This is a genomic window from Streptomyces sp. NPDC091376 (genome assembly GCF_044757085.1).
Lineage (GTDB): Bacteria > Actinomycetota > Actinomycetes > Streptomycetales > Streptomycetaceae > Streptomyces > Streptomyces pratisoli.
Genome location: NZ_JBIVUF010000003.1, coordinates 194454 through 216846, shown reverse-complemented (window position 1 = coordinate 216846; position 22393 = coordinate 194454). Strand labels below are relative to the sequence as shown.

Below are 22393 nucleotides of genomic sequence, written 5' to 3'. Positions count from 1 at the left end.
TTGTCTCATGGCCATGGATCGTGAACAGGTGCTCCGCACCGCCGCTGCCCTGCTCGCACGGAAATCGACCTCGACGATGGACGAGGTCGCGCGCGCTGCGGGGATCGGGCGCGCCACGCTGCACCGGCACTTCGCCGGGCGCGAGGCGCTGGTCAAGGCACTCGAAGCGCTCGGGATCCAGGAGTTCGAGGCGGCCGTCGACCGCGCCCGGCTCGACGAGGGCGGCGCGGGCGACGCGCTGCGCCGGCTGATCGCCGAGATGGAGCCGGGCGCCGAGCTCCTCGCCTTCCTCGTCACCGAGAACCAGCTGTTCGAGGGTGATCAGATCAACGAGGGCTGGTCCCGGCTGGACGCCCGTGTGTCCGCCCTCTTCCGGCGCGGCCAGGAGCAGGGCGAGTTCCGGATCGACCTCTCGCCCGCATGGCTCACCGAGGCCCTGTACGGCCTCATCGGCACCTGCGCCTGGTCCGTCATGGACGGCCGGGTCGCCAAGAACGACTTCCAGTACATGATCGCCGAGCTGTTGCTCGGCGGGGCACGACGGAGTGTGGAGAGATGAGCAGCAGTACCGTCCAGCGCACGAGCGGGACGGACGAGACGTTGTACCGCCCCGGGCGCTGGCTCGCGCTGGCGGTGCTGGTGCTGGCCGTTCTGCTGGTGGCCGTGGACGCCACCGTGCTCGGCCTCGCGACGCCGTTCCTCAGCGAGGACCTCAAGCCCACGGGCACCCAGTTGCTGTGGATCGGTGACGTCTACTCGTTCGTCATCGCCGGTCTGCTCGTCTCCATGGGCAGCCTCGGTGACCGGATCGGCCGCAAGAAGCTGCTGCTGACCGGTGCCGTGGCCTTCGGTGCCGTGTCCGTGCTCAACGCGTACGCCACCACGCCCGAGATGATGATCCTCGCCCGGGCCCTGCTCGGCGTCGCCGGTGCCACCCTGATGCCGTCCACCCTGGCGCTGATCCGCAACATCTTCCACGACCCCAGGGAGCGCAGCCTCGCGATCGGCATCTGGGGCGCGATGGCCTCGGCGGGCGCCGCGGTCGGCCCGGTCGTCGGCGGTTTCCTGCTGGAGCACTTCTGGTGGGGCTCCGTCTTCCTCATCAACCTCCCCGTGATGGCGGTCCTCGTCCTCGTCGGCATCAAGCTGCTCCCCGAGTCGAAGAACCCGGTCGCCGGGCCGTGGGACCTGATCAGCGTCGCCCTGTCGCTCATCGGCATGGTCGGCGTCGTGTATGCCATCAAGGAGGCCGCGACCCACGGTGTGGGCTGGGAGGCGGTCGCCGCCGCGCTCATCGGCGCGGCCGGACTGTACGGCTTCGTCCGCCGGCAGCTGGTCCTGCCGTCACCGCTGCTGGACATGAGGCTGTTCCGGCACCGGGGCTTCTCCGGCGCGGTGCTCGCGGACCTGCTGACCATTCTGGGGCTGTCGGGGCTCGTCTTCTTCCTCTCCCAGTTCCTGCAACTGGTCCAGGAGAGGCCGCCGCTCGAAGCCGGACTCGCGGAACTGCCCGCAGCGATCGGCGCGGTGGCGACCGGGCTGATAGCGGGCCGCTTCGCCCGTCGGTACTCCGTACGGTCCGTGGTGGCCGGGGGCCTCGGCGCCGTCGGCCTCGCGCTCGCCGTACTGACCGTCATCGGCCGCTCCACCGGCTACCCGCTGCTCGGTGCGGCCCTGCTCGTCGTCGGCATCGGCGCGGGATTCTCCTTCACCGTGACGGCGGACGTCATCCTGTCCAGCGTCCCGAAGGAGCAGGCGGGCGCGGCCTCGGCCGTGTCCGAGACGGCGTACGAACTGGGCGCGGCGCTCGGCATCGCCGTGCTCGGCTCGATCGTGACGGGTGTCTACCGGGACTTCGCGGCACCGGCCGGGGCGCCGGCGGACGTGGTGTCCGCGGCCCGTGAATCACTCGGCGGGGCGGTCGAGGCGGCCGCCGAGCTGCCGGCGCGGCAGGGCGCGGCCCTGATCGGCGCGGCGCAGGACGCGTTCGTCGACGGGCTCCGCCTCGCGTCGGGCATCGGCGCGGCGGTGCTGCTCGCCACCGCGGTCGCCGCGTGGTTCCTCCTGCGCGGCCAGAAGCTGGCGGACGGCATCGAGCACCCGTAGGCGCCCCGGGCGGGACGCGGCGGGGGAGCAGCCGCCCCGTGGGCGAGAGTGCCCCGGGGGCCCTCGCGGGCGCAGGCGACGGGCGAGCCGCGCAGCCGTACGCGTGCGTGGGCCCGGCCGGAGACACCCGGCCGGCGCCCAATCGCTCGAACCGCGTGGGGCGCTCACGTCGCCCTTCGTGGCGGGGTTTGCGTCCGCCGCCCTCGCGGGCTCGGCGCCCCGGCGCCTCGCAGCGCCGGCCGACGGCCGGTCGTTCAGGCCGCCTTCGCCTTCGTGGCATACATGTCGACGTACTCCTGGCCCGAGAGCAGCATCACCTCGGTCATCACCGAGTCCGTCACCGCCCGCAGCACATAGCGGTCGCGGTCCATGCCCTCGTAGCGCGAGAACTCCATCGGCTTGCCGAAGCGGACCGTCACCCGGCCGGGGCGCGGCAGGCCGGCGCCGCCCGGCTGGAGCTTGTCCGTACCGATCATCGCGAACGGCACGACCGGGGCGCCGGTCATCAGAGTGAGCCGGGCGATGCCCGTGCGGCCCCGGTAGAGGCGGCCGTCGGGGGAGCGGGTGCCCTCCGGGTAGATGCCGAACATCCTGCCCTCCTCCAGCACCCGGTGGCCGGTCATCAGCGCCGCGACGCCGCCGTTCGCGCCGTCCCGGTCGACCGGGATCATGCCGACGCCGGTGAAGAACCACGCCATGAGCCGGCCCTTGACGCCCTTGCCGGTGACGTACTCGTCCTTGCCGATGAAGTACACCGTCCGGTCGCACACGATCGGCAGCACCATCGAGTCGATGAAGGTGAGGTGGTTGCCGGCGAGGATGACCGGGCCGTCCCCGGGGATGTTCTCGGCGCCTTCCACGCGCGGGCGGAACATCAGGCGCAGGATCGGTCCGAGCACTGCCTTGATGAGCGACAAGCGGGACAACGGGTCCTCCGGTGTCAGGGGCGGGCGGGTACGGCCGGCGAAGTCTCTGCAGGTGAGGACGATACTCGCGGGTGCCGCCCATGCGCACATTGGGTTCACGCAGCGGATACACAGTGTTGACCTGAGTTTGGGACGCGTTTGCCCTGGGTCTCCCGCACGTAACACGTCGGCGCCTAGCGTGGTCCGCCGCGAAATCATCGGCGATCAGGTGCCGGACATCACAATCTCCAACGGAGGAACGTTGATGACACAGGGTGCGGAAAGAACCCCCGGGCGGCGGACGCTCCTGGGCGCGGCGGTGCTCGGGTCGGCTGCCCTCGGGGTCGGTGGTGCCACCGCCGCGCACGGACAGGAACGGCACGGAGACCAGGCCCGGGGACACGGGCACGGCTCCGGCTTCCGCTCGCTGCCCGTGCCCACCGTCATCGCGCACCGCGGCGCGAGCGGCTACCGCCCGGAGCACACCCTCGGCTCGTACCAGCTGGCCCTGGACATGGGCGCGCACGTCGTGGAACAGGACCTCGTGCCCACCAAGGACGGACATCTGGTCTGCCGGCACGAGAACGACATCACGGGCACCACGGACGTCGCCTCCCGCCCCGAGTTCGCCTCCCGCAGGACGACCAGGTCCATCGACGGCATCAGTCTCACCGGCTGGTTCACGGAGGACTTCACGCTCGCCGAGCTGAAGACCCTGCGCGCCACGGAGCGCATTCCGGCGAGCCGCCAGGAGAACACCCTCTACGACGGTCGCTGGGAGATCCCCTCCTTCGAGGAGGTGCTGCACTGGGCCGAGCGGGAGGGCCGTCGCCGCGGCCGGCCGGTGTGGCTGCACGTCGAGACCAAGCACCCCACCTACTTCCGCGGTATCGGCCTCGGCCTGGAGGAGCGGCTCGCGAAGCTGCTGCGCCGCCACGGCCGGCACCGCGCGAACTCGGCGGTCTTCCTCCAGTCGTTCGAACCCAGCAGCATCCAGCGGCTCGCGGAACTCGTGGACTCACCCCGCGTCGTCCTGCTCTCCGCAGCGAGCTCCCGACCCTGGGACTTCGTCCAGGCCGGCGACCCGCGCACGGTCGCGGACCTGGTCAAGCCCGAGGGCCTTGCGTGGATCGCCTCGTACGCCCAGGGCATCGGCCCCACCCTCGACCTCGTCATCCCGAGGGACGCGAGCGGCAGGCTCGGCACCCCCACCACCCTCGTCCGTGACGCACACGCCAAGGGGCTGATCCTGCACCCCTACACGCTGCGGAACGAGAACTCCTTCCTGCCCGCCGACTTCCGGCGCGGCACCGACCCGAACGCGTACGGGGACGCCTTCGGCGCGTTCAAGGTCTACTTCGACCAGGGCATCGACGGCATCTTCACCGACAACCCGGACACGGGCCTGCTGGCCCGCGGCGACTTCGTCGACGACCGGCGTCCGTAGTCCGGGAACGACGGCGGGGCGGGGCGGGGCGGCACCGGGCCCACCCCGCCCCGCCGTCGTCAGCTCCCCGTGGCCCGTCATGCGGTCGGGTGACAGCCGGCCACGTCCGAAACCACGGCTCACGACATGCGCGTCCCGCCGGACATGACACCCCGTGAAGAGATCCCCGCGCTCGTACGGACACTCCGCCCGCTCGTCGCGGCGGAGGCGAGCGCCGAGGCACACGGCGAGGCCCTGGACTCCGGGGACCTCGAACAGTCCGTCTGGGTACGGCTCCTGGAGCGGCTCGACGCCGAAGGCCCGCCCGCCGACGCCGCGAGCTGGGTCACGGGAGCCGTACGCGACGAGGCGCGCCGCGCCCGGCGCCGGGCGATGCTCGAGCGCCCCTTCGGCGACGAGCCCGCCACCGGACCCACGGCCTGCCCGGAGCGGGCCGCGCTCGTCGCCGAACGGCGACGGGTGCTGCGGGCCGCGGTGGCCAGGACTCCGGGGCGCTGCCCCCGGCTGTTGACTGCGATGTTGTCGCCAGGCGACCCCACCTACCGCGAAATCGCAGGAGAGTTGGGAATCTCACAAGGCAGTCTGGGGCCGATGCGTTCCCGTTGCCTGGGATGTTTGCGCAGAATGCTCGCGACAGAGGTTGCAGCTCCTGAACTCCGGGGAAAGGAGCGGTAGACAACCGGGTGGCAGGTGAGCGGGAGGCATGCACACATGGGCATGAGCGTGACCATCTCAGCGGCAGCGGCGCAGGACGCCGAGCAGATCCTCAAACTGCAGTTCCTGTGCTACCAGAGCGAGGCGGAGCTCTACGGCGACTACAGCATGGAACCACTCACCCAGACCCTGGACGACCTGAGGGCCGAACTCGGGCGTGGCCACGCCCTGGTGGCCCGGCTCGGCGACGAGGTGATCGCGTCCGTACGCGGCGAGGTCGACGCCGACGGCACGGCCACGATCGCCAAGCTCATCGTCCACCCCCGGATGCGGCGCCACGGTCTCGGCGGACGGCTGCTCGACGCCATCGAGGCGCACTTCGCGGGCGAGCCCGCCGCCCGGCGCTTCCAGCTCCTCACCGGACACCGCAGCGAGCGCAATCTGCGGCTCTACCGCAGCCACGGCTACGCGCCCGTGGCCAGCCGCGAGCTGGGCCCGAAGCTCACCGTCATCACGATGGAGAAGGACGCGGACGCGGCCGGCGTGCCCGCCGCCCGGAGCGCGGGGACCTACGTCACCAGCGCGTAGCCGGCCTCACGGCCGGCGCCTGGACCTGCGCGGCCTCAGCGCCGGGACTTGCGCAGCCACAGCATGCCGGTCACGGGCAGCAGCACCGGGATGAAGAGGTAGCCCATGCCGTAGTCGGACCACACCGTGGCGTCCGGGAAGGCGGTCGGGTCCGCCAGCGTCCAGGTGCCGACGGTCAGCACGCCCACCAGCTCGGCGGCGCAGCACACCAGCGCCGCCCTGCGGGCCGTCTCCCCGCCGCGGAAGAGGGTGTACGTGATGAACGCGTACACCACCGCGGCCGTGGCGGACAGGGAGTAGGCGAGCGGCGCACGGTCGTACTCGGTGGCGATCTGGTACACCGAGCGCGACACGGCGCCCACCGACATCACGCCGTACAGCCACACCAGCAGCAGCCCCGGCCCCTTGACCAGCCTGGTCCGTGTGGTCTGCGTCGTCTCTTCGGCGGTGGTCCCGGTCACCTCAGCCTCCCCAGATGTCGTAGAGCCGGACCTCCAGCACCGCGAGCACCACAGCGCCCGCCGCGACCGTCGCCGAACCCCAGCGGGTCCGCTCGGCCAGCGACAGGAAGCCCGCCGCGGGCACCGCGGCGAACGCGCCGATCAGATACGAGACGAAGATCACCGAACCTTCGTCGGGCTTCTCGCCCCTGGCCAGCTGCACGATCCCGGTCACCAGCTGCGCCAGCGCCAGCACCGTCACCACCGCCATGCCGATGAAGTGCCAGTCCTTGGTCGGCTGGTCCCGGTACGCGGCGAAGCCGCACCAGGCGGCGAGGGCGAGCGCGGCCGCGGACAGCGCGACCGTCAGGGCGTCAAGCATGGAGCAGAGCGTATTACGGGCCAAAAGGCCCCATGCGCTCGCCCCCGGGGCACCGCTTAGGGTCGGTGACCATGCGATCCGGAACCTTCACGATCCACGCCGACGCCCTGCTCTTCGACAACGACGGAACCCTCGTGTCGTCCCTCGTGTCGGTGCGCCGATGCTGGACCCGCTGGGCCCACGAGTACGGGATCACGGCCGAGGACTTCGCGCGGGTCGAGCTGCACGGCCGGCCCGCCGCGGAGATCGTCGCCGATCTGCTGCCCGCCGACGTCGTACCCGGGGCCGTGGCCCGTATCGAGCAGCTGGAGGTCGAGGACGTCGCCGGAGGCGTCGAGCTGCTTCCCGGCACCGCCGCGCTGCTCGGGTCCCTGCCCGCCGAGCGGTGGGCCGTCGTCACCTCCGCGACCCGGCGGCTCGGCGAGGCGCGGCTGTCGGAGGCCGGTATCCGGCCCAAGACGCTGATAGCGGCCGACGACGTCACGCGCGGCAAGCCCGACCCCGAGCCGTTCCTGCTCGCCGCGCGCATCCTCGGGGTCGATCCGGCCCGCTGCGTCGTCTTCGAGGACGCGCCCGCCGGTCTGGCGGCGGGCCACGCCGCGGGGATGACGACCGTGGCCTTGGCCACAACGCACGCCGCCTCCGAGCTGGTCGCGGACATCGTCGTCACCGACCTCTCCGCCGTGTCCGCGCAGGCCACGGCCCACGGTGTGGAGATCACCGCGACCGCCTGACCGTCCGGATCGTGGATCACGGGAGTCCGCTATCCGGACACCCGTGATCCGTCCGCAGGCCTCTCTGCTTTACTTGCCCGCATGACCACGACGAGCAGCCGCACCCTTGCGACCGAGGCGATCACGACGCCCGGTGCTCGTTGTATGTGTCGAATGTGCGCCTTCTGAGGGCCCCTGCCTGAGCCTCGCGCCCCGAAGCGAGACCCCGACAGCCAGGCCGCGTCCGCCGGATGTCCGACGGGCCGGGCTGCCCCGCGCACGCGCTGCCACCCAGTCATCCGCGCTGCGCCGACTGTCCCCCAAGACGACACGCCCCGTGCCGGCGACGGAACCCCGCGCCGTGCACTCGACAGTGACGGAAACACCCCTGTGATCACCACCACTGGCCTCACGAAGGTCTATCAGTCGCGAGGCCGCGACGTCACCGCTCTGGACGGCGTCGACCTGCACGTCCGCGAGGGCGAGGTCTTCGGCGTCATCGGCCGCAGCGGCGCCGGCAAGTCCTCGCTCATCCGCTGCGTCAATCTGCTGGAGCGCCCCACCTCCGGCACCGTGAGCGTCGACGGCGTGGACCTCACCGCCCTCGCCGGCCGCGGCAGCCGCGCCGGAAAGGAGCTGCGCCAGGCGCGCAGCCGCATCGGCATGGTCTTCCAGCACTTCAACCTGCTGTCCTCGCGCAGCGTCAAGGACAACATCGAGCTGCCGCTGGAGATCCTCGGCGTCACCGGGGCCGAGCGCTCCCGCCGGGCGCTCGAACTCCTCGACCTCGTAGGCCTCGCCGACAAGGCCAAGGCCTACCCCGGACAGCTCTCCGGAGGCCAGAAGCAGCGCGTCGGCATCGCCCGCGCGCTCGCCGGGAACCCGAAGGTGCTGCTCTCGGACGAGGCCACCAGCGCGCTCGACCCCGAGACCACCCGCTCGATCCTCCAGCTGCTGCGCGACCTCAACCAGCAGCTCGGACTGACCGTCCTGCTCATCACGCACGAGATGGACGTGGTCAAGACCGTGTGCGACTCCGCCGCCCTGATGCGAGAGGGCCGCATCGTCGAGTCCGGCACGGTCAGCGAGCTGCTCGCCACGCCCGGCTCCGAACTCGCCCAGGAACTGTTCCCGGTGACCGGGGACGCCACGGGCCCGGACCGTACCGTCGTCGACGTCACCTTCCACGGTGAGTCCGCCACCCAGCCGGTGATCTCGCAGCTGTCGCGTACGTACAACGTCGACATCTCGATCCTCGGCGCCGCGATGGACACCGTCGGCGGCAAGCAGATCGGCCGGATGCGCATCGAACTGCCCGGCCGGTACGAGGACAACGTCGTACCCGTCGGCTTCCTGCGCGAGCAGGGCCTCCAGGTCGAGATCGTCGAAGCCGACGCGCCGGCCGCCGTGCCCGTGCAGAGCACCGAGGCGCAGGGCGCCGTACTGGTGAAGGAGACCGTCAAGTGACGTGGTCGGAGATGCAGCCACTGCTCACCCAGGGCACGCTCGACACCCTCTACATGGTGTTGTGGTCCACGGTGGCCACCGTCGTCGGCGGACTCCCGCTCGGCATTCTGCTCGTCCTCACCGACAAGGGCGGACTGCTGCAGAACACCCCGGTGAACAAGTTCGTCGGCGTGATCGTGAACATCGGCCGCTCGCTGCCGTTCATCATCCTGCTGATCGCGCTGATCCCCTTCACCACAGTCGTCGTCGGCACCTTCATCGGTCCCACGGCCATGATCGTGCCGCTCGCCGTCGGTGCCGTCCCGTTCTTCGCGCGACTCGTCGAGACGGCGATCCGCGAGGTCGACCACGGGCTGGTCGAGGCCGTCCAGTCCATGGGCGGTTCCATCCCGACGATCATCCGCAAGGTCCTGCTCCCGCAGGCCCTGCCGTCGATCGTCGCCGCCGTCACCACCACCGTGATCGTCCTCGTCGGCTATTCGGCGATGGCGGGCGCGGTCGGCGGCGAGGGCCTCGGGTCCAAGGCCGTCACCTACGGCTTCCAGCGGTTCGAGACCCAGTTCATGCTCATCACCGTCGTCATCCTGATCGGCATCGTCACCGCCGTACAGCTGCTCGGCGACGGGATCGTACGGCTGCTCTCGCGCCGCGGCCGTACCGCCTGACCCCCTGCTCCACCCTGGCCCGCACTCCTTGTCCGGGCGCCACCACCGCACCACCAGAAAGAGGCACTTTTCGTGCGTAACTCCCGCAAGACCATCAAGCTCACCGCGGCCCTCGCCGCCACCTCCGCGCTCGCCCTCGGCCTCAGCGCCTGCGGCACCGCCTCCGACCCCGGCGCCAAGGCCGGTACCGGTGACAAGGCCGCCGAGTCGGCGCCGCTGGTCGTCGCCGCGTCCCCGACGCCGCACGCCGACATCCTCAACTTCGTCAGGACGAACCTCGCCGACAAGGCCGGCCTCAAGCTGGAGGTGAAGGAGTTCACGGACTACGTCCTGCCCAACACCGCCACCCAGCAGGGCCAGGTCGACGCCAACTTCTTCCAGCACAAGCCGTACCTGGACGACTTCAACAAGAAGAACAAGACGACCATCGTGCCCGTCGTCAACGTCCACCTCGAGCCGCTCGGCCTGTACTCGAAGAAGGTCAAGTCCCTCAAGGACATCAAGCCCGGCCAGACCATCGCCGTCCCCAACGACACCACCAACGAGGGCCGCTCGCTCCAGCTGCTCGCCGCCAACGGCCTCATCACGGTCAAGCCGGGTGTCGGCACCAACGCCAAGCTGTCCGACATCACCGACAAGAAGGGCCTGGAGTTCAAGGAGCTGGAGGCCGCCACCGTGCCCCGCGCCCTGAACGACGTCGACGCCGCGGTCATCAACGGCAACTACGCGATCGAGGCCGACCTCAAGCCCGCCGAGGACGCCCTTGCGCTGGAGAAGGCGGAGGGCAACCCCTACGCCAACTTCCTCGCCGTCAAGGCCGGCAACGAGAAGGACCCGCGCGTCGAGAAGCTCGTGACGCTGCTCAACTCCCCCGAGGTGAAGAAGTACATCGAGGACACCTACGCCGGTTCGGTCGTCCCGGCGTTCGGCGCCCCGGCCAAGTGACCGTACCCGTAAGGTCCTTGTGAACGAGGGCCCCGCGCACCCCCGGTGGTGTGCGGGGCCCTCGGCGTATCGTGAGCGGTACCGACCCGGCCATGCACATCCTCCACCCGATGCTGCATGCTGTGCCTTTACGGCCTTTACGACGGTCTTCGGCTGGAGCTGCGCATGACTACCACCTTCCCGGACATCTCCATCAGCACGGAGAGGTTGGTGCTGCGCGCGCTCGAACCCGCCGACGCCCCGGCCCTCGCCGACATGATGAACGACGAACTCGTCGGCGCCTGGACGGCGGTGCCCCAGCCCTTCACCGAGGCGGCCGCCCACCACTGGATCGGCGAGTACGCGCCCACCGAACGCGCCGCGGGCCGCGGGATCGACCTCGCCATCACCGAGTTCCTCACCCAGCGCCTGGTCGGTGTGATCCAGCTGGGCAGCGCCGACTGGCGGGTGCGCTCCGCCGAGATGTCGTACATCATCGCCCCCTGGGCCCGTGGTGAGGGCTACGCCTCCGAAGCCGCGCTGGCGACCGCCCACTGGCTCTTCCGCGACCAGCGGTTCGAGCGCCTGGAGCTGCGCACCGCCGCCGACAACACCGCCTCCCAGCAGGTCGCCCAGAAGATCGGCTGCATCAGCGAGGGCGTCCTGCGCGGCGCCTGTATAGCCCGCACCCGCACCGAGGACGGTGGCTGGGCCGACCTGCGCACCGACTTCATCATCTGGAGCCTGCTCCCCGAGGACCTCGAAGGGGTCGCCGACCAGATGGCCGACGCCGGCGGTTACGGCGCCTACACCGACTGGAACTGACCCCTCCAGCGCCTGGAACCGACACCAGGTACCCTCAGCCCTGCCTGCCCGCGCATCCCTGTGGGCAGGGCCTCGACCTGCGACGACACCAGGAGACAGACGACGATGGCCGACCGGGTCACGGTGATCGGCTGGGACGGCTCGCCCCTGACCGCAGCCGCCAGGTCCGCGCTGTCCGCCGCCACCCTCGTCGCCGGCGCCGCTCATCACCTGGCGCTCCCCGAGGTGCCCGCGAACGCCGAGCGCATCCGGCTCGGCAGCGTCGACCTCGCCGCCCGCAGGATCGCCGGACACCGCGGCAGCCCGGTCGTCCTCGCCGACGGCGACCCCGGCTTCTTCGGCGTCGTACGCACCCTGCGCGCGCCCCAGCACGGCCTGGAGGTCGAGGTCGTGCCCGCGGTCTCGTCCGTCGCCGCCGCCTTCGCCCGGGCCGGGATGCCCTGGGACGACGCCCAGATCGTCGTCGCCCACAGCCGTACGCTGCGCCGCGCCGTCAACGTCTGCCGGGCCCATCCCAAGGTCGCCGTCCTCACCTCCCCGGGTGCCGGGCCCGCCGAGCTGGCACTGCTCCTCGACGGCGTCCACCGCACCTTCGTGATCTGCGAGGAGCTCGGCACCGAGCGCGAGCAGGTCACCGTTCTCACCTCCGACAAGGTCGCCGACCACAGCTGGCGGGACCCCAATGTCGTGATCGTCATCGGTGGCGCCCCGTCCGCACAGGGCGGAGGCTGGGTGGCCGGCCGCGAGCCCGGTTACCCCCCGCAGTCACGCGGCTGGGCGATGCCGCCCGAGGGACCGCGGTACCAGCCGGCCGAGGGCGAATCGGTTCAGCTGCGCGCCGCCCAGCTCGCCCGGCTCGGCCCGCGCCTCGGCGACCTCGTCTGGGACATCGGCTGCGGCGCGGGGGAGCTCGCCGCCGACGCGGCCCGCTTCGGCGCCGCGGTGATCGCCGTCGACGAGGACCCCGCCGCCTGTATCCGCACCGACGCCGCCGCCCGCCGCCACGGAGTCCAGCTGCAGACCGTCCAGGGACGCGCGCCGCACGTGCTGGAACGGCTGCCCGAACCCGATGTCGTACGGATCGGTGGCGGAGGCGTCCCGGTCGTCACCGCCTGCGCCGACCGCCGGCCCGAGCGCATCGTCACCCACGCCTCCACCCGGGACGAGGCCGAGGCGATCGGCGCTGCCCTCGCGGACGGCGGTTACGCCGTCGAGTGCGCCCTGCTCCAGTCCGTGGAGATGAACCCCGGCGACTGGTCAGAACGCGAGCGCTCGGTCGTCTTCCTGCTCTCCGGCCGCCGTCTGGATCGCGCCCCCTGACCCTGCCGCCATGCGGTGGCGCGGTAGGCTGGCCGATCGTTGTACCGCAGTCAGGTGTTGGCCGATTCGATCGCCAATATCCGGAAAAGGGGACCGTTTTGGGTCCCAGGTGTGGTACGGCGCGACCGGGGGACGCGCGACGTGGCGCAGTCCACAGCGAACCGTGGCGAATCCTGCTGCCGTGGACGCGAACGCGCACGACAATGCTTGTGTCTGCGGGCTTTCGTGCCGCGCGGCGCACACGCTCGTTCTTGTAGTGACGGGCACGGGTGTGTGCCGCGATCGGGCGCCCCGGGCGAAGGTCTGAAGGAGCACAACCGATGGGCGAGGGGTACGCATGACTGACACCGGCCAGGTCCCGGGCGAGGGGCTGCCGGAGAACGCAGGCATGGTGGAGCAGCCGGGCATCCCCGCCCCGGGCGCGTACACCTTCCTCGATCCCTCCGGCAGTGGCGCCGAAACCGTCGGCGAAGACGACGACCTGTTGTTGATGCCGAGTGCGCAGGGCGCGTGGAGCGACCCGCAGCAGGTGGCCGCGCCGGTCGCGACGGCCGACCAGGCTCCGGGTCCCGCGCATGCGCATGCTCATGCTCAGGCGATGCAGATGGCGCCGGAGGGCGTGGCGGTACAGACGGCGGTGCCCGCCGCGGGCGTGCCGGTGTACACGCCGACCGCCGAGCCCGCGGCCCCCGTGCATCCTTCCGAGCAGCTGCACGGCGCGTACGCCATGACGCCCGAGCAGGCGGGACACGACCAGGCACTGTACGAGCAGGCCGCCGCGGCGCATCAGGTCGCGCCGGTCGCGCCGCAGCAGCAGGCCCAGCCGGAGCAGCAGACAGCCCCCGAGCAGTGGACGCACGAGGCCGGAGCACACGAGGCCGGAGCACACGAGGCAGGGGCGCACGAGGCAGGCGGGCGGGACTCCGGTTCCCTCGACCTCGGCGGCGTTCGGATGCCGCCTCCCGTACCCGCGACGACGTCCCTGCCGACACCGCCGCCCGCGCGCCGCCCCCTCCACATGGGGCCGCCGGTGCCCGACGCGACAGGCGGCGTCGTCCGCTCGCTGTCCGACCGCGGCCCGGCCGAGCTCCGGAGCAACGGCACCGCCCACATGCCGACGCCGATGCCGCAGAGCCCGATGCCCGCGCCCGTCGCGGGCCCGCCGACCACCGGCCCCGAGTACCTCGACGTACCGCACGAGGAGCAGGCCGTCCTGCCCGGCCCGCAGCTCGGTGAGATTCCGCCGCAGGGCGCCACTCCGTGGGCGGCCCCGCAGCAGGTTCAGCACCAGGCGGCCGTGGCGGTGGCGGTGGCCGAGGCCGAGGAGGCCCTGGAGACGGCCGGCGCGGTCGTCCCGGAGAGCGCGCGGGTGGCCGCCGAAACCGGCGCCGCGGCGTCTTCGGTGGCTCCGGACCCTGCCCCCGTCGGCCAGTTCGTGCCGGTGGAGGGTTCTCTTCCGACCACCCCGCATCTTGCTCCGTGGCCGGTTGCCGAGATGGCCCCGGCCGAGGAAGAGCTTTCCGAGCCCGTGCCCGAGTCTGTTGCCGAGCCCCAGGCCGCTCCCGTTGCCGTGGCCGCCGCCACGGAGCCCGTCGGGACTCGTGAGCCCGCCGCCGAGCCGACGGTGGAACCGGTGGCCGAACCGTTCGCTGAAGCCGTGGTGGAACCGCGGGCCGTGGCGCCCGAGCCGGAGCCCGTACCCGTGGCCGAGACGGAGCCCGCCCCGCAGCCCGAAGCCGTCGCCCCCGTGCCCGCGCCCCGGAACGGCGATGGCGACGACCAGCCGCAGCCCGAGGCCGTGGCGCCCGCGGACGCCACCGAGGTTCCGCAGCAGGTGGCCGAGGAGTACGTGGTCGAGGAGCAGGCGGCCGGGGAGTACGTGGTCGAGGAGCTGGCGGCCGGGGAGTACGTGGTCGAGGAGCAGGCGGTCGTGGAGCCCACGGCGAAGCCCGAACCGGCCGACGCGGGGCAGCCGACCGCGCAGGACGCCGCTCCGGAGCCCGCTCCCGCTCCCGCGCCGGCGACCGACGCCGCACCGGAGCAGGAGCAGGAATCGGAGCCCGTGGCCGTTGCCGAGGACGCCGCTGCCGCTGCCGCTGCCGCTGCCGCCGCCGCCGCCGACGACGACGCCGACGCCGACGAGACGAGCGGCGCGCCGGCCCCCGGCTTCGCCGACGCCGAACGCGAAGCCGTCCTCCGTGTGATCCGTGAACGCCGCGACATCCGCAACGGCTTCCGCAGCGACCCCATCCCGCACGAGGTCCTCCTCCGCGTCCTCGAAGCCGCGCACACCGCGCCGTCCGTCGGCCACTCGCAGCCCTGGGACTTCGTCGTCATCAAGTCCGCCGAGACCCGGCGCTCGATGCACGAACTCGCCCAGCGCCAGCGCGAGGCGTACGCCAAGTCGCTGCCCAAGGGCCGGGCGAAGCAGTTCAAGGAACTGAAGATCGAGGCGATCCTCGACACCCCGGTGAACATCGTGGTCACCGCCGACCCGACGCGCGGCGGCCGCCACACCCTCGGCCGGCACACCCAGCCGCAGATGGCCCCGTACTCCTCGGCCCTGGCTGTGGAGAACCTCTGGCTCGCCGCCCGCGCCGAAGGCCTCGGCGTCGGCTGGGTCAGCTTCTTCGACGAGCGTGAGATGGTCCGCGCGCTCGGCCTGCCGGAGCACCTGGAGGTCGTGGCGTACCTCTGCGTCGGTTACGTCGACGAGTTCCCGGAGGAGCCCGAGCTGATGCAGGCGGGCTGGTCCAAGCGCCGCCCGCTCTCCTGGGTCGTCCACGAGGAGACGTACGGCCGCCGTGCCCTGCCCGGCGAGGAGCCGCACGATCTGCTCCAGGAGACCGTCTCCAACATCCGCCCGTTGGACGCCAAGGCGCTCGGTGAGGCGTGGGAGCGGCAGAAGCGGATGACCAAGCCCGCCGGCGCACTCGGCATGCTGGAGATCATCTCCGCGCAGCTGGCCGGGCTGTCCCGGATGTGCCCGCCGCCGATCCCGGAGCCCGCGGCGGTCGCCATCTTCGCCGGTGACCACGGGGTGCACGCCCAGGGCGTCACGGCCTGGCCCCAGGAGGTGACCGGCCAGATGGTCGCGAACTTCCTCGGTGGGGGAGCGGTGTGCAACGCCTTCGCCAACCAGGTCGGTGCGGAGGTCTGCGTCATCGACGTCGGCGTCGCGTCCGAGCTGCCGGCGACGCCAGGACTGCTGCCGCGCAAGGTCCGCCCGGGCACGGCCGACTTCACGACGGGCCCCGCGCTCTCACGCGAGGACGTCCTCTCCGCGATCGAGGTCGGCATCGAGACCGCGCGCGATCTCGTCTCCGCGGGCAACAAGGCGCTGCTCACCGGTGAGATGGGCATCGCCAACACGACGGCGTCGGCCGCGCTGGTCTCCGTGTACACGGGCGTGGACCCGGCGGAGGTCACCGGGCGCGGCACCGGCATCAACGACGAGATGCACGCGCGGAAGGTGGACGTCGTCCGGCGTGCGCTGGATCTCCACCAGCCGGATCCGGCCGACCCCGTCGGCGTCCTCGCGGCGGTCGGCGGGCTGGAGCACGCCGCGCTGGTCGGCTTCATCCTGGGCGGTGCGTCGCTGCGTACGCCGGTGGTCCTGGACGGTGTCTCCGCGGGAGCCGCCGCCCTGGTCGCGCGGGCCGTCGCGCCGGAGGCCCTCGCGGCGTGCATCGCGGGCCACCGCAGTGCCGAGCCCGGCCATGTCGCGGCCCTCAACAAGCTGGGTCTGCGCCCTCTGGTCGACCTCGACCTCCGCCTCGGCGAGGGCACCGGGGCCCTCCTCGCCCTCCCGCTGGTGCAGAGCGCGGCCCGGGCCATGCACGAGGTGGCGACGTTCGACTCGGCGGGCGTCACGGAGAAGTAGCCGGTACCAGGGTTCGCCGGGTGGTTCGTGCCCATCCCTCCCGCAGGACGGGGAGGTGAGCGCGTACCACCCGGCACAACGGTGCGGCCGCGACGCCGTATCGTGGTCGCCAGGACCCTCATACCCGTCCCCACCAGCCGCTTCACCGTCGCAGCGGCCCGCACCGCCGCCCCGAGGAGCCGCACCGCCATGGCCGAGCACGTCGAGCACGCGCACCAGCACGCGCAGGCGCACGAGCACCCCGCCTATCCCGTAGGCCTCCGTCTCGCCGGCCGCCGCGTCGTCGTCATCGGCGGCGGGCAGGTGGCCCAGCGTCGTCTCCCCGCGCTCATCGCGGCCGGTGCCGACGTCACCCTGATCTCGCCCTCCGCGACCCCGTCCGTCGAAGCGATGGCCGAGTCGGGCGAGATCACCTGGACCCGGCGCCGGTACGAGGACGGGGACATCGCCGACGCCTGGTACGCCCTGGTCGCCACCGGCGACCCCGTCGCCAACGCGGCCGCCTCCGACGAGGCCGAGCGCACCAAGACGTGGTGCGTACGCTCCGACGACGCGGAGGCGGCGACGGCCTGGACCCCGGCGACCGGACGCAGCGAGGGTGTCACCGTCGCCGTGCTCACCGGCCGGGACCCCCGCCGCTCGGCAGCCGTACGGGACGCCATCGTCGAGGGCCTGCGCGACGGCTCCCTCGCCGCGCCCCACCACCGCTCCCGCGCTCCCTTCGTCGCCCTCGTCGGCGGCGGCCCCGGCGACCCGGACCTCATCACGGTCCGCGGCCGCCGTCTCCTCGCCGAGGCCGACGTCGTCATCGCCGACCGCCTCGGCCCGCGTGACCTGCTCGACGAACTCCCGCCGCACGTCGAGGTGATCGACGCCGCGAAGATCCCGTACGGGCGCTTCATGGCCCAGGAGGCCATCAACAACGCCCTGATCGAGCACGCCAAGGCGGGCAGGTCGGTCGTCCGGCTCAAGGGCGGCGACCCGTTCGTGTTCGGCCGCGGCATGGAGGAGGTCCAGGCGCTCGCCGAGGCGGGGATCAGCTGCACCGTCGTCCCCGGCATCTCCAGCTCGATCTCGGTGCCCGGCGCCGCCGGCATCCCGGTCACCCACCGCGGCGTGGCCCATGAGTTCACCGTCGTCAGCGGCCATGTCGCGCCCGACGACCCCCGTTCGCTCGTCGACTGGCAGTCGCTCGCCAAGCTGACCGGCACGCTCGTGATCCTCATGGGCGTCGACAAGATCGGCGCGATCGCCGAGGCCCTGATCACCCACGGCAAGGCTCCCGACACCCCGCTCGCCCTGGTCCAGGAGGGGACGACGGCCGCCCAGCGCCGGGTGGACGCGACGCTCGCGACGGTCGCGGAGACCGTCAGGACCCAGGACGTACGGCCCCCCGCCGTCATCGTCATCGGCGATGTCGTCGCCGAGGGGCCCTCGGCCGGCACCGAGACCCACACGAGTAACCAGCGGTAACCGAACCCTCCGTCCCGACCGTTGGCACCATCCCCCGGACAAGGCAGTATCACCCTGTGGCTGACATCATCACCGTCGATGACCCCGAGGACCCGCGGCTGCGCGACTACACGGGCCTGACCGACGTCGAACTGCGGCGCAAGCGCGAGCCCGCGGAGGGACTCTTCATCGCCGAGGGCGAGAAGGTCATCCGCCGGGCCAGGCACGCCGGTTACGAGATGCGGTCGATGCTGCTGTCCGCCAAGTGGGTCGACGTCATGCGCGACGTGATCGACGAGGTCCCGGCTCCGGTCTACGCCGTCAGCCCGGACCTCGCCGAACGCGTCACCGGCTACCACGTGCACCGCGGCGCGCTCGCCTCCATGCAGCGCAAGCCGCTGCCCACGGCCGACGAGCTCCTGGGCAGCACCCGCCGTGTCGTGATCATGGAGTCGGTCAACGACCACACCAACATCGGCGCGATCTTCCGGAGCGCGGCCGCCCTCGGCATGGACGCCGTACTGCTCTCGCCCGACTGCGCCGACCCGCTCTACCGGCGTTCGGTGAAGGTGTCGATGGGGGCCGTGTTCTCCGTTCCCTACGCCCGCCTCGACACCTGGCCCAAGGGCCTCGAAGCCGTACGGCAGGCGGGCTTCAAGCTGCTCGCGCTCACTCCGGACGAGAAGGCGTCGGCGATCGACGAGGCGGCCCCGCACCGGCTCGACCGGGTGGCGCTGATGCTCGGCGCGGAGGGCGACGGGCTCTCCACCAAGGCCCTGATGGCAGCCGACGAATGGGTGCGCATCCCCATGGCCCACGGCGTGGACTCGCTGAACGTCGGCGCGGCCGCCGCGGTGGCGTTCTACGCGGTGGCCACCGGCCGCCCGGAGAACCAGGCCTGACCCGACGGGCCGCAGCCGGTCTAGCCCCGCAGCCCCTGCGCCATGGTGATGCCCACCGCCACGACCAGGGTCACGACGACGAACACGAAGATCCGCTGACGCAGCAGCCGGGGATTGGCCGGCCTGCGTCCGGTGGACGTCGTGCGCACCCCGGGCCGGGACGCGGGACGGCCCGCCGTGCTCGCCCCGCCCCGCGACGGCGCCGGCCGGGAGCCGCCCGTACGCGGCGCCGACGGCCGTGACACCCGGTCCCGCGAGGCGGACGGTCCCGCGGTCCCGCCGGTGGCCGACGGCCTGCCGTGCGTGGTGCGTTCCGTGTACCGCGCGGTGGGACGGCCCGAGGGCGACTCCTGCTCGGTCCGCTCGCGCTGGACCGGCGGCCGCACCTCCGGCAGCCCCTGCGCCTCGCGGGCCGCGATCTCCTTCAGCCGCATCGACAGCTGGAGCGTGCTCGGACGCTCGTCCGGGTCCTTCGCCAGACACGCCTGCAGCAGCGGAGCCAGCGCGTCCGGCACGCCGTACAGCTGCGGCTCCTCGTGCACCACCCGGTAGAGCATCACCTCGGAACTGCCGTGCCCGAAGGGGGAGTCGCCCGTCGCCGCGTACGCGAGCGTCGCGCCCAGCGAGAAGACGTCCGTCGCGGGCGTGACGACGGCGCCACGCACCTGCTCGGGGGCGAGGAAGCCGGGGGAGCCGACCGCCGTTCCGACGTGGGTGAGCGTGCTCGCGCCGGTCGCCCAGGCGATGCCGAAGTCGATGATCCTGGGGCCCTTGGGGGAGAGCAGGATGTTCGACGGCTTGAGGTCCCGGTGCACCACGCCGGCCTCGTGCACGGCGACGAGCCCTTCCGAGAGGGCGGCGCCGATCGCGGCGGTCTCGGCAGCGGTGAGCGAACCGTCCGCGGCCACCTTGTCGTGCAGCGACGGCCCGGGCACGTACTGCGTCGCGAACCAGGGCCGCTCCGCCTCCAGATCGGCGGCGACGAGCCGGGCCGTACAGCCACCCCTGATGCGCCGTGCGGCGGACACCTCCCGGGCGAACCGGGAGCGGAACTCCTGGTCCTCGGCGAGGTCCGGGCGGATCACCTTGAGGGCCACCCGCTGGCCGCGCCGGTCCGAGCCGAGATACACGACGCCCATGCCGCCCGCACCGAGCCGCCGGTGCAGCCTGAACGAGCCGACGACACGCGGATCCTCGCGCCGGAGCCGCATCATCGACATGTTCATTCCCCGCTGGCCGGTGGTCGGTTTGACGTGGCACAGCTTACGTACCCGTAGGCCGGTGTGCTCATAGGCCGCGCCCTCGCGGGCCGATCGATTGTCAGTGCCGGATGGGAAACTTGAAGAGTGGTCAGGAGCGCCCGGGATCCAGGGCATCCGGCCCGTGCGCGATCCCAATGATCCGTGGCAGAAGGGGGATTGGATCCATGAAGGGCGACCGTGTGGAGATAGTCGTGGACGCGGGTGACACCACGAGGACGTACGAAGTGGTGGCAAGCCGGGCGGGCCGCCGGGTGGAGACGGCGGTGCGGCGAGGGGTGGTGGAAGTGAGCGAAGTCACGCGCTCCGGTTCGGTCGTGCGAACCGCCCGGTTCATGGCCAACCGCGTGCTCGCGCTCGTGGAGCAGCCCGTGCCGGGCGAGGCTCCCGGAGACCGCCTCCCTCTCAGGGAAGACCCCCAGGACTAGGTCCACTTCTCCACCCAGGGGAGTACGCGCGAGGCGGGACGCTCATCCTCCGGGAGGCCCGGCAATCGGTACGCGGGCATGACGCCCGGGGACGCCCGCGTCCCTAATCTTGAAGTCAAGCGGCGGGAGCGGCACTCGTCCCCCGAGGCCACGCACCCGCCGCTGCCAACAACGACAGGAGAGGAACCATGGCGGACACGGCATCGCGGACCATGATCCGCACGCAGGGACGCAAGGCCTTCGCCACGTTCGGCGGCCGTTCCTCCGGCCGGCGTCACCCGTTGGTCGCAACGGCCATGGTTCTTCCTCTCGCGACCCTGCTCGTCGTCGCCTTCGGCGGCTGGGAGGCAGTGGTCACACAGGCGTCGTCCGTGGGCGTGATGCTGGGGCGCTGAGCGGCGCCCCGGATCCGGGTGAGCGGCCCGGGTCGGGGACATCCCACCCAAAAAGCCCCGTGGGGACGGGGGTGCGGCGGACGACAGCGCTCGGCCGGTCAGCTGGGGAGCTGACCGGCCGGCGCCATTTCCGGCCCCGGGGCGCCCCGCCCCCGCCGGGACCCCGGCCCGGCCCGTACGCTCACCGGGTGGAGCAGAGCAACCGCGCAGTGGTGGGCGCGCTTTCGGACGTGGCGCGGGAAGCCGCGCATGCGGCCGGGGCGCGGGCGGTGTGCCGGGCCTGCGGGCGGGACGGGGAGGTGCTGGCCGAGCGGCCGGACGGAATCGTCGTACGACACGGCCGCGTCGTCGCCAAGGCCCATGCTCCCGGGACCGATCCGGACGACCACCGCGCCCGGATCGCCGTCGCCTCGCATCCCCGGCTGGCCGGGATCCTGCTGCCGCCCGTCCCGTACACCGCCGCTCTCGGCGAGCGCCCCGTCTCCGCCTGGCCCTACGGCAGTCCGGTGGACCCCGAGGACCCGGACGGCGCGCCCTGGGAGGAGGCCGCGGTCCTGCTCGCCCGCCTCCACACCGTGCCGCTCGACGCGCTTCCCGGACCGCTGCCGGTCATGCGCGGTCCGGCCAAGGCGGCCTCGGCGGTGGCCAGGATGCGTGCGGCGGCCCCCGCCCACCCCGCCGCCCGGTCGGTGCTCGAGGCATGGGACCGGCTGCCCGCCTGGGCGCGCGGCGAGGCACCCGCGCCCCGTGGCGCCCGGCTCTGCCACGGCGATCTCCATCTGGGCCAGCTCGTCCGCCATCCCGCCCACGACGGCCCCTGGCAGCTCATCGACGTCGACGACCTCGGCCTCGGCGATCCCGCCTGGGACCTCGCCCGCCCCGCGGCCTGGTACGCGGCGGGAATGCTGTCCCCGGACATCTGGTCGCGATTCCTCACCGCGTACCGGCGCTCGGGCGGCCCCGCCACCGGGTCCGGCGGCGGTGATCCCTGGCCCCAACTCGACGTACCCGCCCGCGCGCTGACCGTCCAGACCGCGGCCCTCGCGGTCGCCAGGAGCACCGCGGAGGGACGCGATCTCGACGAGGTGGAGCGGATGATGACCGACACCTGTGCCCGAATTGCCTCCCTCCCGCCCGAGTTGGAGGACATGATCCCGTCGTAGTGTGGGAGCGGGGTAACCCCACCGACCGAGCGGCGAGGAGCTGAGCCGAACCATGCAGTGTCCCAAGTGCCATGCGCCCATGCACACGTACAACCGCAATGGCGTCCAGATCGAGCAGTGCAGCGGCTGCCGGGGGATATTCCTCGACTACGGCGAGCTGGAGTCGCTGACCCGCCTGGAGTCCCAGTGGGTGCAGCAGGCGCCGCCCGCGCCGCCCGCCCCGCAGGCCTACCCCGCCCCGGCGCAGCCGGCCTGGGGCGCCCCGCACCACGGCCACCACGGCGGCCACCACCGGCAGAAGAGCTTCGGCCGGATGCTGTTCTCCTCCTGAGCGGCGGATACGACGGAGCCCCCGGCCGCGCGACGCGGCCGGGGGCTCCGGGCTGTGGACGATACTGGGATTGAACCAGTGACCTCTTCCGTGTCAGGGAAGCGCTCTCCCGCTGAGCTAATCGTCCTCGGGACCACGACCGGG

General features: G+C 72.3%; 22 protein-coding genes and 1 tRNA gene. 18 read left to right on the top strand and 5 right to left on the bottom strand.

Features of this window, described 5'->3' with window-relative positions; translation table 11 throughout:
- Positions 1-7: 7 nt before the first annotated feature.
- Together ACIQMR_RS08740 and ACIQMR_RS08735 are read left to right on the top strand one after the other, a co-directional pair.
- A complete protein-coding gene (locus ACIQMR_RS08740) occupies positions 8-559 on the top strand; it encodes a TetR/AcrR family transcriptional regulator (RefSeq protein WP_401384510.1) in 552 nt (183 codons plus the stop codon).
- On the top strand, positions 556-2106 hold the full coding sequence (locus ACIQMR_RS08735) for an MFS transporter (RefSeq protein ID WP_401384507.1): 1551 nt from the start codon (positions 556-558) through the stop codon (positions 2104-2106). Before ACIQMR_RS08740 ends, ACIQMR_RS08735 begins: the two co-directional genes overlap by 4 nt.
- A gap of 254 nt (positions 2107-2360) precedes the next feature.
- Here the strand turns inward: ACIQMR_RS08735 and ACIQMR_RS08730 are convergent, their stop codons facing one another.
- Positions 2361-3122: a 1-acyl-sn-glycerol-3-phosphate acyltransferase gene (locus ACIQMR_RS08730; RefSeq protein ID WP_266378230.1), complete on the bottom strand. Its 762-nt coding sequence runs from the start codon at positions 3120-3122 to the stop codon at positions 2361-2363.
- Between the two features lie 154 nt (positions 3123-3276).
- Between ACIQMR_RS08730 and ACIQMR_RS08725 the strand changes: the two genes are divergently transcribed.
- From ACIQMR_RS08725 to ACIQMR_RS08715, 3 genes are all read left to right on the top strand, one after another.
- Positions 3277-4458: a glycerophosphodiester phosphodiesterase gene (locus ACIQMR_RS08725; protein ID WP_401384505.1), complete on the top strand. Its 1182-nt coding sequence runs from the start codon at positions 3277-3279 to the stop codon at positions 4456-4458.
- Positions 4459-4584: 126 nt separating this feature from the next.
- Positions 4585-5133, top strand: a complete 549-nt coding sequence (locus tag ACIQMR_RS08720; RefSeq protein ID WP_401384503.1) for a sigma-70 family RNA polymerase sigma factor — start codon at positions 4585-4587, stop codon at positions 5131-5133.
- 36 nt (positions 5134-5169) lie between these two features.
- Positions 5170-5700, top strand: coding sequence for a GNAT family N-acetyltransferase (locus ACIQMR_RS08715; protein WP_328724698.1), 531 nt, complete (start codon positions 5170-5172; stop codon positions 5698-5700).
- 35 nt (positions 5701-5735) lie between these two features.
- Here ACIQMR_RS08715 and ACIQMR_RS08710 read toward each other — a convergent pair whose 3' ends face one another.
- On the bottom strand, positions 5736-6161 hold the full coding sequence (locus ACIQMR_RS08710; RefSeq protein ID WP_401384501.1) for a hypothetical protein: 426 nt from the start codon (positions 6159-6161) through the stop codon (positions 5736-5738).
- A gap of 1 nt (position 6162) precedes the next feature.
- Positions 6163-6522 carry a hypothetical protein gene (locus ACIQMR_RS08705; protein ID WP_358662563.1) on the bottom strand — a complete coding sequence of 120 codons (360 nt, stop codon included), beginning with the start codon at positions 6520-6522 and terminating at the stop codon, positions 6163-6165.
- Between the two features lie 71 nt (positions 6523-6593).
- On the opposite strand from ACIQMR_RS08705, the gene ACIQMR_RS08700 reads away from it, so the two are divergent.
- The 9 genes from ACIQMR_RS08700 to ACIQMR_RS08660 all read left to right on the top strand — a co-directional run bounded on the left by ACIQMR_RS08700 (position 6594) and on the right by ACIQMR_RS08660 (position 18673).
- A complete protein-coding gene (locus ACIQMR_RS08700) occupies positions 6594-7256 on the top strand; it encodes an HAD-IA family hydrolase (RefSeq protein WP_401384498.1) in 663 nt (220 codons plus the stop codon).
- Between the two features lie 369 nt (positions 7257-7625).
- Positions 7626-8702, top strand: a complete 1077-nt coding sequence (locus ACIQMR_RS08695; protein WP_401384495.1) for a methionine ABC transporter ATP-binding protein — start codon at positions 7626-7628, stop codon at positions 8700-8702.
- Positions 8699-9367 (top strand): methionine ABC transporter permease, encoded by a 669-nt coding sequence (locus tag ACIQMR_RS08690; protein ID WP_266375712.1) that lies wholly within the window; start codon positions 8699-8701, stop codon positions 9365-9367. Before ACIQMR_RS08695 ends, ACIQMR_RS08690 begins: the two co-directional genes overlap by 4 nt.
- Positions 9368-9439: 72 nt before the next feature.
- Positions 9440-10312 (top strand): MetQ/NlpA family ABC transporter substrate-binding protein, encoded by an 873-nt coding sequence (locus ACIQMR_RS08685; protein ID WP_401384491.1) that lies wholly within the window; start codon positions 9440-9442, stop codon positions 10310-10312.
- 165 nt (positions 10313-10477) lie between these two features.
- Complete coding sequence (locus ACIQMR_RS08680; protein WP_401384488.1) at positions 10478-11116, top strand: GNAT family N-acetyltransferase; 639 nt, start codon at positions 10478-10480, stop codon at positions 11114-11116.
- A gap of 105 nt (positions 11117-11221) precedes the next feature.
- Positions 11222-12436 (top strand): precorrin-6y C5,15-methyltransferase (decarboxylating) subunit CbiE, encoded by a 1215-nt coding sequence (gene cbiE, locus ACIQMR_RS08675; protein ID WP_401384485.1) that lies wholly within the window; start codon positions 11222-11224, stop codon positions 12434-12436.
- Positions 12437-12773: 337 nt separating this feature from the next.
- Positions 12774-16319, top strand: coding sequence for a nicotinate-nucleotide--dimethylbenzimidazole phosphoribosyltransferase (cobT, locus tag ACIQMR_RS08670; RefSeq protein ID WP_401384482.1), 3546 nt, complete (start codon positions 12774-12776; stop codon positions 16317-16319).
- A gap of 189 nt (positions 16320-16508) precedes the next feature.
- The gene (gene cobA, locus ACIQMR_RS08665) at positions 16509-17792 is read left to right on the top strand and encodes a uroporphyrinogen-III C-methyltransferase (RefSeq protein WP_401384479.1); all 1284 of its coding nucleotides are present in this window, start codon (positions 16509-16511) and stop codon (positions 17790-17792) included.
- A gap of 56 nt (positions 17793-17848) precedes the next feature.
- The gene (locus tag ACIQMR_RS08660; protein ID WP_401384477.1) at positions 17849-18673 is read left to right on the top strand and encodes a TrmH family RNA methyltransferase; all 825 of its coding nucleotides are present in this window, start codon (positions 17849-17851) and stop codon (positions 18671-18673) included.
- Between the two features lie 20 nt (positions 18674-18693).
- On the opposite strand, the gene ACIQMR_RS08655 is transcribed toward ACIQMR_RS08660, so the two are convergent.
- Positions 18694-19893, bottom strand: a complete 1200-nt coding sequence (locus ACIQMR_RS08655; protein ID WP_401384475.1) for a serine/threonine-protein kinase — start codon at positions 19891-19893, stop codon at positions 18694-18696.
- Positions 19894-20099: 206 nt separating this feature from the next.
- Here ACIQMR_RS08655 and ACIQMR_RS08650 point away from each other — a divergent pair, with 206 nt between their 5' ends.
- The 4 genes from ACIQMR_RS08650 to ACIQMR_RS08635 all read left to right on the top strand — a co-directional run bounded on the left by ACIQMR_RS08650 (position 20100) and on the right by ACIQMR_RS08635 (position 22249).
- Positions 20100-20360, top strand: coding sequence for a hypothetical protein (locus ACIQMR_RS08650; RefSeq protein WP_266375728.1), 261 nt, complete (start codon positions 20100-20102; stop codon positions 20358-20360).
- A gap of 188 nt (positions 20361-20548) precedes the next feature.
- Positions 20549-20755, top strand: coding sequence for a hypothetical protein (locus ACIQMR_RS08645; protein ID WP_266375730.1), 207 nt, complete (start codon positions 20549-20551; stop codon positions 20753-20755).
- A gap of 188 nt (positions 20756-20943) precedes the next feature.
- Complete coding sequence (locus ACIQMR_RS08640; protein WP_401384472.1) at positions 20944-21918, top strand: phosphotransferase family protein; 975 nt, start codon at positions 20944-20946, stop codon at positions 21916-21918.
- Between the two features lie 52 nt (positions 21919-21970).
- Complete coding sequence (locus ACIQMR_RS08635) at positions 21971-22249, top strand: zf-TFIIB domain-containing protein (protein ID WP_358662545.1); 279 nt, start codon at positions 21971-21973, stop codon at positions 22247-22249.
- A gap of 55 nt (positions 22250-22304) precedes the next feature.
- On the opposite strand, the gene ACIQMR_RS08630 is transcribed toward ACIQMR_RS08635, so the two are convergent.
- Positions 22305-22376, bottom strand: a tRNA-Val gene (locus tag ACIQMR_RS08630).
- Positions 22377-22393 lie beyond the last annotated feature (17 nt).

Bases quoted from the DNA above. Each gene is read 5' to 3' on its own strand.
- cobA (WP_401384479.1), top strand. From the start codon at position 16,509: ATGGCCGAGCACGTCGAGCACGCGCACCAGCACGCGCAGGCGCACGAG.
- ACIQMR_RS08650 (WP_266375728.1), top strand. From the start codon at position 20,100: ATGAAGGGCGACCGTGTGGAGATAGTCGTGGACGCGGGTGACACCACG.
- ACIQMR_RS08645 (WP_266375730.1), top strand. From the start codon at position 20,549: ATGGCGGACACGGCATCGCGGACCATGATCCGCACGCAGGGACGCAAG.
- ACIQMR_RS08700 (WP_401384498.1), top strand. From the start codon at position 6,594: ATGCGATCCGGAACCTTCACGATCCACGCCGACGCCCTGCTCTTCGAC.
- ACIQMR_RS08715 (WP_328724698.1), top strand. From the start codon at position 5,170: ATGGGCATGAGCGTGACCATCTCAGCGGCAGCGGCGCAGGACGCCGAG.
- ACIQMR_RS08740 (WP_401384510.1), top strand. From the start codon at position 8: ATGGCCATGGATCGTGAACAGGTGCTCCGCACCGCCGCTGCCCTGCTC.
- ACIQMR_RS08680 (WP_401384488.1), top strand. From the start codon at position 10,478: ATGACTACCACCTTCCCGGACATCTCCATCAGCACGGAGAGGTTGGTG.
- ACIQMR_RS08720 (WP_401384503.1), top strand. From the start codon at position 4,585: ATGCGCGTCCCGCCGGACATGACACCCCGTGAAGAGATCCCCGCGCTC.
- ACIQMR_RS08635 (WP_358662545.1), top strand. From the start codon at position 21,971: ATGCAGTGTCCCAAGTGCCATGCGCCCATGCACACGTACAACCGCAAT.
- ACIQMR_RS08705 (WP_358662563.1), bottom strand. From the start codon at position 6,522: ATGCTTGACGCCCTGACGGTCGCGCTGTCCGCGGCCGCGCTCGCCCTC.
- cbiE (WP_401384485.1), top strand. From the start codon at position 11,222: ATGGCCGACCGGGTCACGGTGATCGGCTGGGACGGCTCGCCCCTGACC.
- ACIQMR_RS08735 (WP_401384507.1), top strand. From the start codon at position 556: ATGAGCAGCAGTACCGTCCAGCGCACGAGCGGGACGGACGAGACGTTG.
- cobT (WP_401384482.1), top strand. From the start codon at position 12,774: ATGACTGACACCGGCCAGGTCCCGGGCGAGGGGCTGCCGGAGAACGCA.
- ACIQMR_RS08655 (WP_401384475.1), bottom strand. From the start codon at position 19,893: ATGTCGATGATGCGGCTCCGGCGCGAGGATCCGCGTGTCGTCGGCTCG.
- ACIQMR_RS08725 (WP_401384505.1), top strand. From the start codon at position 3,277: ATGACACAGGGTGCGGAAAGAACCCCCGGGCGGCGGACGCTCCTGGGC.
- ACIQMR_RS08730 (WP_266378230.1), bottom strand. From the start codon at position 3,122: ATGTGCGCATGGGCGGCACCCGCGAGTATCGTCCTCACCTGCAGAGAC.